The organism is Sporocytophaga sp. (assembly GCF_017745095.1).
Lineage (GTDB): Bacteria > Bacteroidota > Bacteroidia > Cytophagales > Cytophagaceae > Sporocytophaga.
Map to the genome: position 1 here is coordinate 140,906 of NZ_JAGHZZ010000010.1, position 16,326 is coordinate 157,231.

Genomic DNA, 16,326 nt, shown 5'->3' on the forward strand with positions numbered 1-16,326 from the left:
TAATTATAATAAATTTGTCATAGTGCTGTCCATTTTTTAATTACTAATAATTATGATTGTCAATTCCAGAAATAAGAAAACCCAATTTTCAAAGCAGAATGAAACTTTGTCTTCACAAGGGAAATCCATTAATGAACTAAATGCTCAAAATTATTCAGTAAACAATCAGTTATTGGGTATCTCGAACAACTCCGACTCTGAGATACAAAAAAAAGAAACTAACACTAATGATAATTCTTTTTCTGCAATGCCAAATGAATTGCAGGCAAAAATGGAAAACTCTTTTTCTTCGGATTTTTCTAATGTGAAAATTCATAAAGAGTCTAACAAGGCCTCACAAATGGGAGCTCATGCATTTACGCAAGGAAATGATATACATTTTGCTCCTGGTAAGTTTGATCCTTCCGGAAACTCCGGACAGCAATTACTTGCACATGAATTAACACATGTTGTTCAACAACGGAATGGGAAAGTAAACCCTACTGCACAATTAAGTGGGATTTCAATAAATAATGATCCCACTCTGGAAAAGGAGGCAGATATTATGGGGGCTAAAGCAATCAAAGGAGAAAAAAATTTCTCAGCTAAAGCTTCATCTGAAAATAACAATGTAGCAAATGTAGTTCAAGGATTTTTTACCCAGACACATAAAACCAAACCATATAAAGTTGCAGACGATTTAAGTTTGGCGGTTGAAGTCGGCTATCCGAATCATATCTTGTTTGCAAAGGCTGGTATGGCTGCTACTGCCAATACAAAACTAAATGCTGTTGGATCAGGCATAGAATTACAAGAAACTTCTACTTCAGATACATTTTCTAATGGCTCAAAAAGCGAAACGCTAAAACAAGTATTACCTAAAAATAAGAAAAACAGTACTCAAGGGACTAATATGAATCTTTGGGCTGATTGTGGAAAGAGTAATGCAGAAGTGGTTGGTGGTTCCAGCAGAAAGGCAGCTTATAAAGATGGTGGTGCATTAAAATGGACTGCAGCCGGATCTCCCGCGGAAATGAAGTCTGAGATAATGAAGAATTGGTTAACGAAAAAGTATAACAATGTCAGTACTCCTTCGACAACTAAAATGCAAATTAAGTCTGTATTGGATGCTGCCAAGGTTATTGATAGTAATATGGCTAAGCAACTTGATGCATATGGTAAAGCAAAGACAGATAAAGAGCGTGAAACTATTGCAGATAAATATTTTTCCCTTCAAGATGAGAAAGCAGAAAAGCTCTGGGAATATTACAATGGCCTTCCGACAACTTCTAAAGAATCAATCGATAAAGAGTTGGCTATAAACAGATATGCGAAACCAACAATAGGTGAAGGTTATACTACATCATCCGGGGGAACTCCTGTAGCAGGTTATGAAAATAATACATGGAATTTCCATTGGGGAGGTGTAGTATTAGAAAGTACTGATACCTCGGATAAAGTAGTATTAGAGAATTATGCAGTAGGAGATGCCTCTGTTGAAAATGATCTATGGGAATTCGCCATGTATGGTACATCCAAAAAAGGTCAGACTTTTCACGATGTGCATTCTGATACCAATCAACACGGGACAAGTCCAACGACCATGAGAATAAACAAAGCATGAAAAATATAATTTTAGTAGTAGCAGTTGGATTTTTTCTTTTCAATTGCCAAAAGAAAAGTAATATGAGCGAAGTACAATCAATTAAAGAAATAAAGGAAAACCAAGGCAAAGACTTAACAGTAGTAGGAACTTACAAACCTGTTAGTTTAAATCAAAAGCCCGGCACAGTAGAATATTCAGGTCATTATAAGATCGAGGTAAATGATACACTATCGATTGTTTTACTGCCACCTTACAATTCAGAATCCAAAAGACCTACAGATGAGATTCAGAAATTTGAAGGCAAAAGAGTAAAGGTAAGTGGGATTATTTCTGATAAAACCTATATGGAACCACCTTCCATTCAAAATGCGCCATTAACTTTATCTCTTCCATGTTTTACTGAAATTAAGTCAATAGAGCTTGAGTAATCAATTAATTCTGGAAGAGTTAAAGTGGCTGCTAAATAATAAGAAAAAAGTGGTTTATGCATTTGTAATAGAAAGAAGATGATTGAGTTGATTTTAAAATCCAGAGATTTTCACAAAATCAATAATACAAATGAAATTAAAGATGAAATGATGGATTTTATATCTATTCAGTTTCTTGATTTCAAGCAAGAGGAAATTGATTGGGTAAAGGAGAAATTCGGACTTGATTTTTCAATTATGAATCATACTGAAGACATTGAAGTAAGTTCTCATTATTTTGAAAATGAAAATCAGGCTTCTTTTCACTTTTCCATTCCTTATTTTAATAAAACAAAACATATGGTTGAAGAGCCATTGTTTATTATAATATCTTCTAATAGGGTATTCGTTTTTCTTACTTCCAGTCTCGATGACTTTTTTAATAAAACATATTCGTTTAAGTTTAATGCTAGTATAAAGCATTTGTCTGACCCAAAGGGCATGTTTAAAATGCAGGTTGAATATATCTCTGATTACTATGCAGATGTTACCGAAAGCCTAGCAAAAAGAATCAAGACTTTAGCAAGCAGAGTGTTGATTGAAAAAGAGTTTACAGATAAAGACCTTGATATTATTACTCAATATAATTTCAATAATTTACTTGTAAAGGAATCAATTAATGAAACGAAGCGAATTTTTTCAATGTACAAAAAAGGCGAATGGGAAAAGAGAATGAATGTGAAAGAAACCATTGACATTGAACTTAATGATCTTGCTGTGGTATCAGATTATATCCAATTTAACTTTGATCGTCTGGATGATTTGAAAGAAAACATCAGTAATAAAATTGAGTTGGAACAAAATCATATTTTTAAAATACTTACAATGGTCACTGTATGTATAGCATTTCCAACATTAATTGCTGGTGTGTACGGTATGAATTTCGAAATGATGCCGGAATTAAAATGGAAATTTGGTTACCCAACTGCAATATCTATCATGTTTTTAAGTGTAGTTTTTCCAATTATCTATTTTAAAAGAAAGAGATGGTTGTGATTGATTGCTATGATTGTCTACGTTTGTAAAGCAAATACATATCGATTCAAGCACCATTCTATGATTGAATATTTTCTTTGAATTGACAAGTTCATTGTTACTGAAAAAAAATTCCGAAAGTTAAATTCCTTCTCTTCGTGGTTTCTGCAGCAACTATTTTCTGAATCTTATGAAACCACATCTGAAAAATTTATAAATGTTTGTCAGTTAGTTTTGACGATAATGTAGTTTTATGATTTTGGAATACTTAATCATTATACAGAAAGTTTAAGGATAATTGCATAATGAAGAGGAACATCATACGGTTTAGATTTTATCTCAAATAAGTAACCACTAGAAATAAATTAGTTCAATAACAGAATCTAAGAATTTACCTAATTACTAGAAATTATAAATGGGGAAGTTTGACGAAGGAATGCAAAAAAAACGCCCGGTACTTTTGGTACCAGGCGTAAAACCATTATTGGAAAAAGTTTATGGCTATTCAGTTTTGATCACTTTAATAGTTTTAGTTTCCTGCTCAGAACTTAAACGAATAAAATAAATTCCTTGAGGTAAATTCTTTCCTAATCTATAAATCTGATTTTGCTGAATGGATTCTCCAATGCTAACAGATATTCCTTGACTGTTAAAGATATCAATCTTGTAAGTCTTAGACTGTCCGGCACGAATTTCCAGACTTGCTTCCTGACTAAATGGATTTGGATACACAATGAAATTAGATGCAGATTCTACATTGTTTTCAGATCCTGACCTATCAACTCTGCAGCCAGGACAAGAATACGAAGAACCGCATGCCAGCTTTATTATCGCCCCATCTGTAAAACCAGAACCGTAAGTTCCCTGAAGTGGAGAAATTGTTTCAAAGTCTAAACTTTTTGTTTCACCTACCACAATAATGTTTCCGGTATTATCCATTTCAAGATTATAACTTACATCATTATTTTGGTCAACGTTATTGGTACTGCCGCTACCATAATATGTCAACCAATCAGGTGTGAAATTATTTCCCTTGAAACGTGCAATAAACATATCCTGGCTTCTTGTAGGATCAGGGGAAAAAGGTCGATAACTGGTATGGGTATCGTGGTAGAATAAATAGGATGGATTAGCAGAACTGAAAACAGCATCAAGGTCATTACTAGCAGTATATCCAGAAACATATACATTACCTGCATTGTCAGAAATAATTACGTACGGCACATCGGAATCAGCGCCTGCTATAACTTTTGTTGCCAATGTAGCTCCTGTTGCAGAATTAACTCTTTCAAGATATATGTCTGCATTTATTACCCCGTTAGGTCCAGAACCACTACCATTCTGCACTCCGGATAAAGCCAATGTATTACCATCTACACAAAGACCAGTATACCCATCATTAGCAGTGGAGCCAGTATATCTATGTGCCCACTTGATTGTTCCGGAAGGGGTAACTCCATATACAACACCTAGGCCGACAAAGCTTCCTCCTGAACAAGAGTTGTAAGACTCATTACCTGCAATATAAATATCTCCGGATCCGTCTACGACTATGTTAACAGCTGTTTCACTGCTATTTGAACAAGGGTTTGTAGTTCCCGTGATGGTTGAATAATCCAGTAGAACACTCCAAATATCTGCCGCATTGGATTTCGCAACTTTCATAACAAACATATCTCCACTTATTATTGATTGTTGGGACAATAATCCTCCACCTGTTACCATTGGCAAATCAGCTCTGTTAGGGCTACTGCCGGTCACGCCAAAAGCACTGCCTCCGATATAAACATGCCCATCATTGGCAGAAACAATAAAATGAGCCGAAGCACTCATATTGTACTTTTTACTCCAGTTCACAGTTCCATTTGAATTTAACCGGAATAAACTGTTTTGTTGCAGCCCTGTACCAATATAACTGTATGTATAACCTGTAAATGCATTGTTAAAATGCTGTATGATCAGATAAATGTTATCATCACTTTTATCTATGGTCATATCCATTACATGGTATGGAGCTTCAGCATGAATATAGTCTATCCAAAGTACTTCCTGACCATCTTCGCTGATCTCAGCCATAAACATTTCACCGCTTCCAGTGCCAGTAGACGTACCAATATCTCTAACTACAGTTGAAGTTGTAATAGGAAGCGATTTCGAAACACCGTCTGTATTTCCAAGGACAACAATGTTGTTATTACTTTTTACAACAACCTTAGAAACCTGATCCTGTTCAGTTCCTCCAAAAAATGTTGCCCAATACGGTCCCATATTAGGAGCAGTAAGCTCATAAGAAACTGTAGTTTGGCAACCATGTATATCGGAGTAGGTAACACTATATGTTCCAATGGCAGTTACACTAATACATTGAGTTGTCTCACCATTGCTCCACACATATGTCGGAACAACAGCATCAGTTACATTGAATGTCCAGGCTGAATTAGTCCCTGATGCATTTCCTGATGGTAATGTAGGAGAGTTATCTCTTACCCATGAAGTCGCGGTTCCAATAGCGCTTAATATACTATTTCTTGTGCCGGTTACACTAAGGGTAGAAAATTTTCCATTATCAACTTCAGTGGCAAAATCTCTTGCAGAAACACCGTTTACTAGTCCAGGAGGAAGATATGAGTTGGTCGCTGTTACTGTTCCTGAAGTGATCCAGCTATTGCTTGTGAGAGCATAAATGAAACGCGGTGCACTTGAAGTACCTTGGTATGCAATGATCTGATCTCCTGTGTCAGTAAGATTGAATCCTGAAATAGTTATAACTTGTCCTGCCGGAATTGTCGTAGCAGCAGTATAAGTATAGGTCATTTCTGAAGTCGTTAGGCTATTTGTAGCATTATTCCAACCATTGTCCGTAAAGTATATTGTTGTACCTGGAGAAAGGTTTACCAATGGTACAAAGGCAAAGTCATCAATAGGGTCTGTACGATACCTTATGATCGCTATATCTCCTGGAATTAATTGTTCATTTACAATTGCACAAAGATTTGTTGGTTGTCCAGCGCAGATAGAATTATCTTCTACTTCAATAATCACCTCTGCAGAAGTAACGGCGCTGACAGTTACACTTTTAGTAAGGGTAACCAGACATCCCGTCGGTGATGTAAAGGTTAGGGTATATGTATATGTACCGGCTGTTGTAGCAATTGCAACCACAGAACTTCCTGTAGTTGTCTGAAGCCCTGGCCCAGACCAGTTATAAGTTAAGGAAGAAGGAGCTCCTAAAGCTTTCAGTACTATTGTACTTCCAATACATGCTGAAGAAACACTGATGTCAATCCATGGAGTATAAGTCTGATTGGGTCTGCTTACTACACCACCTGCTCCTCCGGCGGTAGCTCCGTAAGTTGCGTTGAAGAATGGACTGGAAGGATTCAGAACGAGTCCTGCTGCACCTCCTGCAAGAAGACCTGTCGTTACCACATTTGAAGGCAATGCAGGAAGGGGAGTAACTACTGTTCCTCCGCTACCTCCGCCACCGGTTCCGTGAGCACTGGTAGTAAATAAATTATTAAATGTACTTCCTCCATTTCCACCTCTTGCTTCTATATACAAGGTTCCTGTAAATGTTGGTACCCGTAGGTCTATATTACCTCCTGCACCTCCACCTCCGGCACCTTCATCATTTGAAACTATAGTCTGGTCAGCGCCATTAGAAATGATTCGATTGCCATTTCCAATAATGCCTGAAGCTGTAATGATAACTATACCACCGCCATTTGTACCGGCCGTAACAGTGCTGGTATTATCAGCATAGCCGCCTCCGCCGCCACCGCCCATGAACAAAAGGTCCTGGTTATTAACTAACGAAACTCCACCTACAGCATTTTGAGCTATACCACAATATGTATAAGCTACATTGCCACCTGTTCCTCCATTTGAAAAATGACTTCCGCCTGCTCCACCGGAATTTGCAGGGGAGGCACCGCCACCGCCATTGGCTATTCTTCCAAGGCCAGCCGTTGAGCCTGCTGCAGCTATGGAAATACCTTCTCCTTTCACTCCACCTGCCGCAGCGGGTGTGCCAGCAAATACAGCTGCGCTACAATTATATGTTCCAGTTGTTACATTGCCCCCTCTGAAGCCAGTACCTGTCACATCAATATTCGAATTAAATGTTACGTTATTAGGCGTTTCAAAAGCGAGAACCCCTCCAGTAAGACCATTCCATGTCTGACAGGTGAGGGTTCCGACAATTGTCGGGTTATTGTATACCGGAACGCGTACCAATTGTACGCCTTGACCAGAAGTATAAGAACGACAAAGTGAAGTAAGTGTAATATTATTTCCGGAAATAGATTCAACGTTGGAAAATTCATAATTACCTGCATTCCCATATCCTGAGATATCCCCGTAGGCAGTAGAAGCAGGAGTTGTAATGGAAGCTCCCTGCATCTGTATAATGAGTACTCGGTCTCCAACTGTAAAGCCTGCACTGCTTCCAACGGTTACAGTTTTACTTGCTACAGCTGTTACATCGGTATATGTATTTATTATACCAGAAATATTCTGGGCTTTTACTTCTATATTAAATAGGAAGTAAACTGCTATTAAAAAAAATATACGTATGGTTTTCATCGGTTAATACTGCTTAAAATTTTACATAGATTTAAAGTGTACTCGCAAACTGAATCTTCATTGTCTTAAATCGAACAGAACTGCCAGGAGTATAATTTAAAGAAGAACTGTGAAAATTATACACCCGGTCTGCTGTCGTTCCTGAAGCAGCTGTTGAAACAAAAGTAACTCTATGGACTGGTTGACCCGTCTCTTGATACTCAAAATACACGTATTTCATACTAGATCGATAATTCACACTTGAAGGAATTTTGATCGTTTGTACCTGAGCGACTGTTACAGTACTGTTTACACCATTAGCAAAACTTCCTGTGCCTGATTGGGCGGAAGAAATAAATGGCAGCAATAATAAACAGCCAATAAAGATTCGGCTTCTGTTCCAGGGTTTCCTGAAACTCTTTAAAATGGTTTTTTTCATGATGAAAAATTAAGGTTAAATAAATAATAAAAATTTTTTTAGCTTGTGAAAATCATTGAAATGGAGAGATTACGATAATTGTTAAAATGCTTGAGGTTAATGATTCTTTATGGTATAATCCTTATAAAAAATGAATCAGACGTTGCATAAATCACCACGGTCAATGGTAGCTTACAAAATACTGAATCTATTTCATGAGATTTTTACTATTCCGGATCCAAAAATGCTGTTTATGGTGCTCCCCGTCACACTTACAGCTTTACCTCAACACTTCTTTCCTTACTTATTACTGAAATCCAGTTTAAGGTACTTAAATGAAAGATTATATACATAGCATGAAGCAATGCATATTAATTCTTTTAAAAGTTTGTTCATACTCTTTTTAAATAGTTTTTCTTTGCTGGTAAACAATTGTGGGGTGAAAATTAATTATTCAGGAAAATAATATCAATAGCTAAAAATAGGTATTTTTTGAAAATGTCTTTTTGAATAATACTTAATCTTGATTAATAAATTTTTTGTATCCCTTTTTCACTTTTCTAAGAGACTAACTTAGCTACTATAGAAAATTGTCAATTCTATTGATGACTATAAATGTGGTTAATGTCCATTGCAACTTTACTTTTTAAATTATCTAACATTTGAAAATAGATGGAATAAAACCATATTGCGTAAATGCATGCGTTGGCTACAAATTTAAGGTCCTCTCTGAAATGGATAATCTGAAAAAATATATCGCAACAATAACTGACTTTTCAGAACATTGTTGGATTACATTAAGCAACTGTCTTACAGAAATAGAATTTAAGAGAAATGAAATGGTATTGAAAGAAGGGCAGGTCTGCAATTCAATATACTATATCAGTTCAGGACTTTGTAAATCCTGTTATAATTTGGATGGAAAAGAAATTAATACAGCTTTTTATTTCGAAAATGATTTTGCTACCAACATCAAAAGCCTTACTACATCGTCTAAATCACTTTACACAATAAAGGCTTGTGAGAAAACTAAAATTGTACAGCTTGATAAAACAAAGTTATTAGAAGCATATAGCAAATCCCATCAAATAGAGACTTTTGGAAGAAAGGTATTAGAAATAATTATGGCTAAACAGGAAGAGCATTCTGACAGTTTCAAAATATTAACTCCAAAGGAAAGATTTGATAATTTAGTATCAAAACACCCTGACTTTTTAAAAAGAGTTTCCCTAACTCAAACGGCATCCTATTTAGGGATCAGCAGAGAAACGTTAAGCAGATTCCGTGCAGTAAAATGAATTTTGTGATTTTTGACATAGGTCTGGTTTAAGCACAATTTCCAACTTTGTAAAAGAAACAAAAATCATTTACAAATGGGAAATTCGATTTTAGTACAAGACTTTATTAACCAAATTTGGAACAATAGAGCGTTTGATCAATTAGGCAATTTTTTACACAACGACTTCAAAGATTATTCTTTACCGCCTTTGTTTAGCACTGATATAGAAGGAACAAAAAAATGGATTATCAACACTGGTGTTTCATTTGAACATTTCACTGTTATTGAAGACCAAGTAACAGAAGGTGACAAAAGCATTGTAAAAATAAGAATGAATTTGAAACATATTGGAGCCTGGAGGAACATTGAACCGACAGGAATGGATTTATTCACTATTGGTTACAGATTCTTTAAAATTAAAGACGGAAAAATTATTGAACATTGGGCATTAATTGATGGACAAGCAATAGAAAACCAGCTTAAAGATGCCTCTCATGGTTGTAAAATTGCAGAATAAGCTGGGTGAAGAGTGTCCTAGGAGTTATGTCAATGAAGTGAAGAACCATTAAAGTTTATAAACTTATTCCTCAACCATGGTCTCTTCGAGAGGCCATGGTTTAATACTATCAATATTTATATTTCAGCGAATACATTTAATAAAATTTAAAATTTGTTAGAGTAAGAGGAGGAATTTGAAATACTAACTCAATATTTGGAATGTTTGAGCGGAAGTAAAATAATAGCCTTTCAGGGACATGCCACAGTGCAGTAAACAACTCTAACATTGAATTGTTATCATTAAATTAGAATTAGGGATAGAGATAGATGATGACAATTGAATAAAAGGGGAAAAAGGCCTTACATTAATCCTGCACTAATGAAGTTAAAGTATCAGTTGATTCTGTTGTTTCTATTAATAATCTTATTAATTACTTCTACCATCAGTATCCTTTTTTATAAAAGTCAAATACATGTCTTACGTTCCTACATTGAAAATCAATTAAGGTCAATTTCCAAAACAAAAGAGATTAGGATTGCATCCATTATTAAATCTCGGAAAGAGCTTATTGGGTTGGCTGCTTTTAATCCTCTTATAGTAGATGGCCTAAATATCTATCTTATTGATCCAAGCAAAAAGCATCAGTCTGAGATTAATTATGTTTTGAATAAATATAAGCAGTCCATTGAAAGTTTTAAAGAGGGATACGTATTGTCAAAAAAGGGGGAAATCATTGCTTCTACTGATTCGTCTGTAATTGGAAAGAACTGGTCTTCTTATGAAAGTTTTAGAGTTTCTGTTTCAGGAAGGAAATTTTTGGATGATTTATATTTTGACAAGGGAAACCAACTACGCATACTTTTATCTTCGCCCATTTACTTTGAGAATAGAATTATTGGTGTATTTATAATGTCGCGAAGAGCTGATGAAATTCTCTCTTTAAGCAATGATTATACAGGCTTGGGAAATACAGGTGAAACTTATCTAGGAAAGAAATTTGGAGATTCAATTGTATTTCTCAATCCACTCCGATTTGATAATAATGCAGCGTTGAAGAGATCCATACCAGCAAAAGATTCTTCCACTTCCATTGGGGAAATTATAAATCTAAAGAGGGATACATTGGTTCGAAGTAAAGACTATGAAGGAAATGATGTACTCGCTGCATTAAGCTATTTTCCGGAGACAAGATGGGGGATGGTAACAGAAGTCGATTTTCAGGAAGCGATGGTTCCGATTATTTTATTGAGAAATCGATTACTTCTATTTAATGCAATTGCGATTTTAATGGCCGCACTCGTTGCCTATCTCCTGGGAAGTTCAATCGTGAAACCTATTGAAAAGCTAACCTCTACTGCAAATAAATTTTCTGAAGGTGATTTTTCTCAATTATCTGAAATCAAATTAAAAAATGAGATTGGGGATTTGGCACATTCGTTCAACTTAATGGCTAAAAGTCTACAGGAGAAAATCACAAGGTCAAATACGATGTTTTCTACAGTATTTGAATCTGTGGAGGAAGGAATTATATTATTAAAAATAATAAGAGATTCTTCTGGTAAAATTAAAGATTTTGAATTTGTCCTTGTAAACCGGTGGGCTGAAATTTTGCTTGATAGAAAAAGGACAGATCTTATAGGAAAAAGATGGGCGGAAGAATATCCTTATGTGAAAGATATCGGGCTTTACAATTTACAAGTAAAGGTTGCTGAAACAGGAAAACCGCTTAACACAGACTTCTTTTATGGATTCCAGGGCCTTAATGTATGGTATAGGAATAAAGTTGTAAAAATAGGCGATGATGAACTGCTTGCTACTTTTGATGACATCACTCAACTAAAGGAGTCCAATATTCAATTGGAGAATCTACAGTCAATATTCCTTCAATCTCAGACATTAGGGAAAATCGGTAGCTTCGAATGGAATTTTCAGAACAAGACATTGACCGTAACTCCGGAAATGTCTGAAGTACTTTGCTCCAACCCGATCAAAAATACAGAGTCTTTATCAATAGAAGGACATCCCTTTGAAGAGTTCATACATCCTGATGATAGGGAAAAAGCTAACCAGGCTATCAGGAAAGCAATTTTTGATCGAAAGCCTTACAATGTTGAATTTACGATTTTATGCCCTGAGAATATCATTAAGTATGTTTGGTCGAGGGGAAAGGTATTTTATGATAACCTGGGAGAACCAATTAAAATGATAGGTACTGTCTTGGATATTTCTGAATGGAAAAAAAGCAAACTTGAAATTGAGAAAAGAAAAATTCTTTTGAGTTTAGCCGAGGAAATGGCAAATCTTGGAAGTTATGAATTCGATATCGAGAATAAAAAAAACGTATGGTCAGATCAATTATACAGGATCTATGGTTATGAACCCAATGAATTCGAACTCACTGAAGAGAATCAGTTGAAGATCATTCATCCTGATGATAAAGAATATGCTAAAAGATTATTTGACAAATGGATCTTTCAAGAGGACGCATTTGAATATCAGTTTAAGTTCGTTAGGAAAGATTCTACCATTGGAGTTGGTTATGGAAAAGTCAAAGTAATTAAAAATGAAAATAATCGGGTAATAAAGGTCACAGGATTTGTTCAGGACATCACAGAAAGAGTAAAGATGCTCGAGCAATTAAAGAGCCTTAATACCGAGCTTGAAACTCGCGTGAATGAAAGAACAAAAGAATTATCAATAAGCATTGATAATTTGAAAAAGTTGAATGATTCATTGGATAAATACGCTTATATCATTTCTCATGATCTTAAAGCCCCTCTCTCTGTAATTGAAGGGTTGGTACCATTTATTAAAGAAGATTGTCAGTCCAGACCATTGGATGATGAAGGAATAAAAATGCTGGACATGGTTATCGGAAAGGTTGAAGACATGAAAAGCATTATTGAAAATGTATTGAAATCAGCAAAAAAGGAAAAGCAGATCAAGGAACCGATCAATCTTTTGCATCTTTGCCAGGATGTTTTAACTACATTAAATCCGCCTTCTCATTTTCATATTCATATTTCATATTCTTTGCCTATTGTAAATTATAATAGGACATCTCTTAAGCAAATCCTCCAGAATCTTATAGGAAATGCAATCAAATACATGGACAAAGAGAACCCTGATATTAAGATTGGGTCGGTTGAAATGGAAAGCTACTATCAGATAAGTGTTCGAGATAATGGCTCCGGTATTACCGAAGGTAAGTTGTTAAAAATATTTGAACCGTTTGAGATTGCGCATAAAAAAGAAAAAATAGATAGTCATGGTATCGGACTTTCTATTGTAAAAGAAATTGTAGAGTCTAACGGAGGAAGAGTATGGGTGGAAAGCGAATTAGGTAAGGGAAGTAGTTTTTATTTTACTATACTCAAATAGGCGATAAGCCATTTGAATAATTCGATTAATTTTTTATTTCATCGTTTCCTGAATCTTCTGTTTTGTAAAAATCTCTGTGAAGATTGAATAATAAATACAGCCTCGTTATAGAAACATCGATCAATGGAAACTAAAAGCCCTGTGTTGCGTCAACACAGGGCTTTTTTAGTTAATATATTAGATTACTTGCCTCCGAATGAGTAACCGAAAGTAAGTTGAGTATTGAAGTTATGCTGAGAATCTCCTGGATTATCTTTGATGATATCTGAAATACCATAAGAAAATCTAAATCCAAAGTTAAACCCATTATTGAAGTGGAAGCCAAAGCCTATTATTGGTGCTATATCGAAGCCATTTATGCCGTCTTTTACATCTACTTTATCTCCACCGCTGCCAATTTTACTTTTAGCAGATAAAAGTAAAGAAGGCTGAGCTCCTGCCTGGAAGTGGAATTTTTTACCGAAGTTAAAAAGCAAAGGAATGTCAAGATAATTTAATGACAGACCACCGCCACCATTGACATACTTACATCCTTTGGTTGAGTATAACAATTCAGGCTGGAATGAGATGGCTTCGCTAAAACTTATTCTTGCGTATGCACCCACATGGAATCCTGTTTTAAAACCCGCATTGTTGTTTATACCAGCAACAGTCGGAAAGTTCAGACCTATTCTTGGACCATATTGAATCTGCGCCGAAGCAAAATTAGATAAAGCCAGGAAAAAAATCACAAACATTAGATCGCGTAAATTTTTCATCATAATAAATTGGTTAGTGGTTAGTAATTCATTTTGTGATTTTTATTTCAATTTTCACAAGGGAAACAAACGGTAAAAATTTTCCTAGGTTATACCAAAAAATGTTGAGTCACAAATACATTGAAAAATCTTTTGGAGGTATTCATTATGCCATCCTCCCTTTGCTATTAAGCCTTATAGGGATATTCGAGTGTTATAAAATGTATAATTTAATATTTCGTTTTGTACGATATTAAAATCTATTTGTAATATTTATCTGAAAGTAAAAACTATAAATTTTATTGATTATCATTCTATAAGCCTTTTGTGACGCTAGTGATCAAGATATAAATACTATTTAAAAATAATTTGTACATTCTTGTTTACTGTAAAAATTAAGAGATAATTTATAAAATTACAGAAGATAATACACCTCTCGAAAACCAAAAATTATAGCAGAGCTCTTCATAAAACGATTCACTACGAATGAATCTTGGAATTCTAAAATCCTTTAATTCATGGTTTGGAAACGAGTTCTATTGGAAAGCGATGACTACTGAGATTTAAAATTTCAGCTTAATTCCTATAAATAAATTATTATTTAGCATACGTATCGTTTTAGGCTGAGCATATTGCAGGTATTCATAGTTGTAGTTGATAAAAAGAGAAATTCGATTTGATACGTCGTATTCATAAGCCAGATGTATTCTCGGATTCCAATAATTGAAAAGTCCGAATTGAGAGTTGTCTGAACTGCCATCTAAAAAATGCGGTCTGTTCACAAGCGCACATACTGGTGCTGAAACCGCCAATTTTAAACGACTTCTGGAATTAATCTTATACTCAAAATGGGCCGCTGCATCTAAAGAAAATGCCCATAAATAAGAACGCACTTGTCCATATTTAGGCGCCTGCATTTCCGGAAAGTAATTGACCGTCCAGCTTTGTCCATTTAACTGAAAACCCGCATAAAAACTATATCGGTCATTGTTCACTACCTTTCTGAGATAAAAATAATTCATTCGAAATAAATGAATAGGAGCTAGAGGAGAGAAGGAGGTTCGGATACTTCCAAAAGTATATTCGCAATGAATTTGCTGAATGGATTTTTTTCTGTTTATTCCAAAACTCATTGCTATCGAGGGATTGAATCCATGATAAACATAAGGTGACCGATATAAATCTTTTGTCACGAGATATGTTAAACCCTGATGAATAGATAAACTTTTTTGACTGTGAATAGAATCCTGCGCATGCAAAATATTTATTGTTAGCAGAAATACGGCAACTAAAACGAACACTCTCATGGCTTATAAATATTAGCAGGAATAATGTAATTGAATAAAATAGAAAGTCCCTGATTGGTATACGATGAATCAAGATTGCCACCTGTCATGGCAACTACCATATTGAGTTCAGGAATAACGAATATAAACTGACCTCCATTACCGCTTGCGTTATATACATAAGTCTGCTTTCCATTAATTGTACCTGGGTGCATCCACCACAAAAAACCATAGTCTAATCCTCCCAATTTTACCTTTGGCTGCAAAGAAGCATCCACCCATAGTTTAGGGATAATTTGCCGATTTTTCCATTTGCCGCCATTGAGATAAACCATTCCGAATTTAGCCATATCCCTTGGACGAAGGTAAATCTGATCGGGTCTGTCATGTCTGTTCTTCTCTCTGTAATTCCAATCATATTTAGTGATTCCCAAAGGGTCTAAAATAGTTGCCTTAGCAAAGTCTGTATAATTTTGACCGGTTGATTTAGAGATTATATTAGAAAGTGTAATGGCACCTCCCGAACAATAGGAAGGATTACTTCCCGGCGAAGTGATCAGAGGAAGATTCCACAAATACTTTAGAATATCTTTCTGTTTGTATAAATTGTTTTCTCTGCCGGGAGAACTTTCATTCCAATCATCACAAGCCAGCCCTGAAGACATGGTAAGCAAATGTCGGATTGTTATGCCCTGCTTTTCGGAATTGTTATTTTCTACCGGTGTGTATTCTGGGAAATAAGGAAGGACTTTGGCATTGGTATCAGGTATAAATCCATTGTCAATTGCTATTCCTACCAAAGCAGATGTAAAGCTTTTGGAAGCAGAATACAGATTATGTAGTATTTCCCGGTCGTAACCATTGAAATAATTTTCATAGACCAGTTTGTTGTTTTTAACAACCACCACACTGTGTATGTTCTTATACTCATCTGTAATAATCTGATTGGTCATCTGAACAATGTACTCTTTCTTCAAACCTTCCTTTTCTATACTTGATACTTCCAAACCATCGTTGAGCGAATCAGGTATAGAATACTGATAATTGACACCCGGCTTATCAAAGAGCTGATGGCAGCTAATGCATAATGCTGACATAAGCACTAGCAGTATAAATAGCTTACATTGGTTCCACAT

At 35.3% G+C, this 16,326-nt stretch carries 11 protein-coding genes; 6 read left to right on the forward strand and 5 right to left on the reverse strand.

Translation table 11 applies throughout. The features are described 5' to 3' along the window. The first annotated feature begins 52 nt into the window (after positions 1–52). The 3 genes from J7604_RS16575 to J7604_RS16585 all read left to right on the forward strand — a co-directional run bounded on the left by J7604_RS16575 (position 53) and on the right by J7604_RS16585 (position 3,048). Positions 53–1,603 carry a DUF4157 domain-containing protein gene (locus J7604_RS16575; protein WP_293897765.1) on the forward strand — a complete coding sequence of 517 codons (1,551 nt, stop codon included), beginning with the start codon at positions 53–55 and terminating at the stop codon, positions 1,601–1,603. 62 nt (positions 1,604–1,665) lie between these two features. Further along, a complete protein-coding gene (locus tag J7604_RS16580) occupies positions 1,666–2,013 on the forward strand; it encodes a hypothetical protein (RefSeq protein WP_293897768.1) in 348 nt (115 codons plus the stop codon). 78 nt (positions 2,014–2,091) lie between these two features. Next, on the forward strand, positions 2,092–3,048 hold the full coding sequence (locus tag J7604_RS16585; RefSeq protein WP_293897771.1) for a CorA family divalent cation transporter: 957 nt from the start codon (positions 2,092–2,094) through the stop codon (positions 3,046–3,048). 480 nt (positions 3,049–3,528) lie between these two features. Here J7604_RS16585 and J7604_RS16590 read toward each other — a convergent pair whose 3' ends face one another. Both J7604_RS16590 and J7604_RS16595 read right to left on the reverse strand, forming a co-directional pair. Continuing rightward, positions 3,529–7,611: a T9SS type A sorting domain-containing protein gene (locus tag J7604_RS16590; RefSeq protein ID WP_293897774.1), complete on the reverse strand. Its 4,083-nt coding sequence runs from the start codon at positions 7,609–7,611 to the stop codon at positions 3,529–3,531. Positions 7,612–7,642: 31 nt separating this feature from the next. After that, the gene (locus J7604_RS16595; protein ID WP_293897777.1) at positions 7,643–8,029 is read right to left on the reverse strand and encodes a hypothetical protein; all 387 of its coding nucleotides are present in this window, start codon (positions 8,027–8,029) and stop codon (positions 7,643–7,645) included. Between the two features lie 641 nt (positions 8,030–8,670). Here J7604_RS16595 and J7604_RS16600 point away from each other — a divergent pair. From J7604_RS16600 to J7604_RS16610, 3 genes are all read left to right on the forward strand, one after another. Further along, entirely contained in the window at positions 8,671–9,306 is a 636-nt protein-coding gene (locus J7604_RS16600; RefSeq protein WP_293897780.1) for a Crp/Fnr family transcriptional regulator, read from the forward strand. Between the two features lie 75 nt (positions 9,307–9,381). Continuing rightward, entirely contained in the window at positions 9,382–9,804 is a 423-nt protein-coding gene (locus J7604_RS16605) for an ester cyclase (protein WP_293897783.1), read from the forward strand. A gap of 360 nt (positions 9,805–10,164) precedes the next feature. Next, the gene (locus tag J7604_RS16610; RefSeq protein ID WP_293897786.1) at positions 10,165–13,167 is read left to right on the forward strand and encodes a PAS domain-containing protein; all 3,003 of its coding nucleotides are present in this window, start codon (positions 10,165–10,167) and stop codon (positions 13,165–13,167) included. A 182-nt stretch (positions 13,168–13,349) separates the two neighbouring features. Here J7604_RS16610 and J7604_RS16615 read toward each other — a convergent pair whose 3' ends face one another. The 3 genes from J7604_RS16615 to J7604_RS16625 form a co-directional block, all read right to left on the reverse strand. Next, complete coding sequence (locus J7604_RS16615) at positions 13,350–13,928, reverse strand: porin family protein (protein ID WP_293897789.1); 579 nt, start codon at positions 13,926–13,928, stop codon at positions 13,350–13,352. Positions 13,929–14,467: 539 nt separating this feature from the next. Further along, complete coding sequence (locus J7604_RS16620) at positions 14,468–15,037, reverse strand: hypothetical protein (RefSeq protein WP_293897792.1); 570 nt, start codon at positions 15,035–15,037, stop codon at positions 14,468–14,470. A 170-nt stretch (positions 15,038–15,207) separates the two neighbouring features. After that, complete coding sequence (locus tag J7604_RS16625) at positions 15,208–16,326, reverse strand: serine hydrolase (protein WP_293897795.1); 1,119 nt, start codon at positions 16,324–16,326, stop codon at positions 15,208–15,210.

Bases quoted from the DNA above. Each gene is read 5' to 3' on its own strand.
- J7604_RS16580 (WP_293897768.1), top strand. From the start codon at position 1,666: ATGAGCGAAGTACAATCAATTAAAGAAATAAAGGAAAACCAAGGCAAA.
- J7604_RS16610 (WP_293897786.1), top strand. From the start codon at position 10,165: ATGAAGTTAAAGTATCAGTTGATTCTGTTGTTTCTATTAATAATCTTA.
- J7604_RS16605 (WP_293897783.1), top strand. From the start codon at position 9,382: ATGGGAAATTCGATTTTAGTACAAGACTTTATTAACCAAATTTGGAAC.
- J7604_RS16595 (WP_293897777.1), bottom strand. From the start codon at position 8,029: ATGAAAAAAACCATTTTAAAGAGTTTCAGGAAACCCTGGAACAGAAGC.
- J7604_RS16620 (WP_293897792.1), bottom strand. From the start codon at position 15,037: ATGAGTTTTGGAATAAACAGAAAAAAATCCATTCAGCAAATTCATTGC.
- J7604_RS16575 (WP_293897765.1), top strand. From the start codon at position 53: ATGATTGTCAATTCCAGAAATAAGAAAACCCAATTTTCAAAGCAGAAT.
- J7604_RS16585 (WP_293897771.1), top strand. From the start codon at position 2,092: ATGATTGAGTTGATTTTAAAATCCAGAGATTTTCACAAAATCAATAAT.
- J7604_RS16615 (WP_293897789.1), bottom strand. From the start codon at position 13,928: ATGATGAAAAATTTACGCGATCTAATGTTTGTGATTTTTTTCCTGGCT.
- J7604_RS16625 (WP_293897795.1), bottom strand. From the start codon at position 16,326: ATGTGGAACCAATGTAAGCTATTTATACTGCTAGTGCTTATGTCAGCA.
- J7604_RS16590 (WP_293897774.1), bottom strand. From the start codon at position 7,611: ATGAAAACCATACGTATATTTTTTTTAATAGCAGTTTACTTCCTATTT.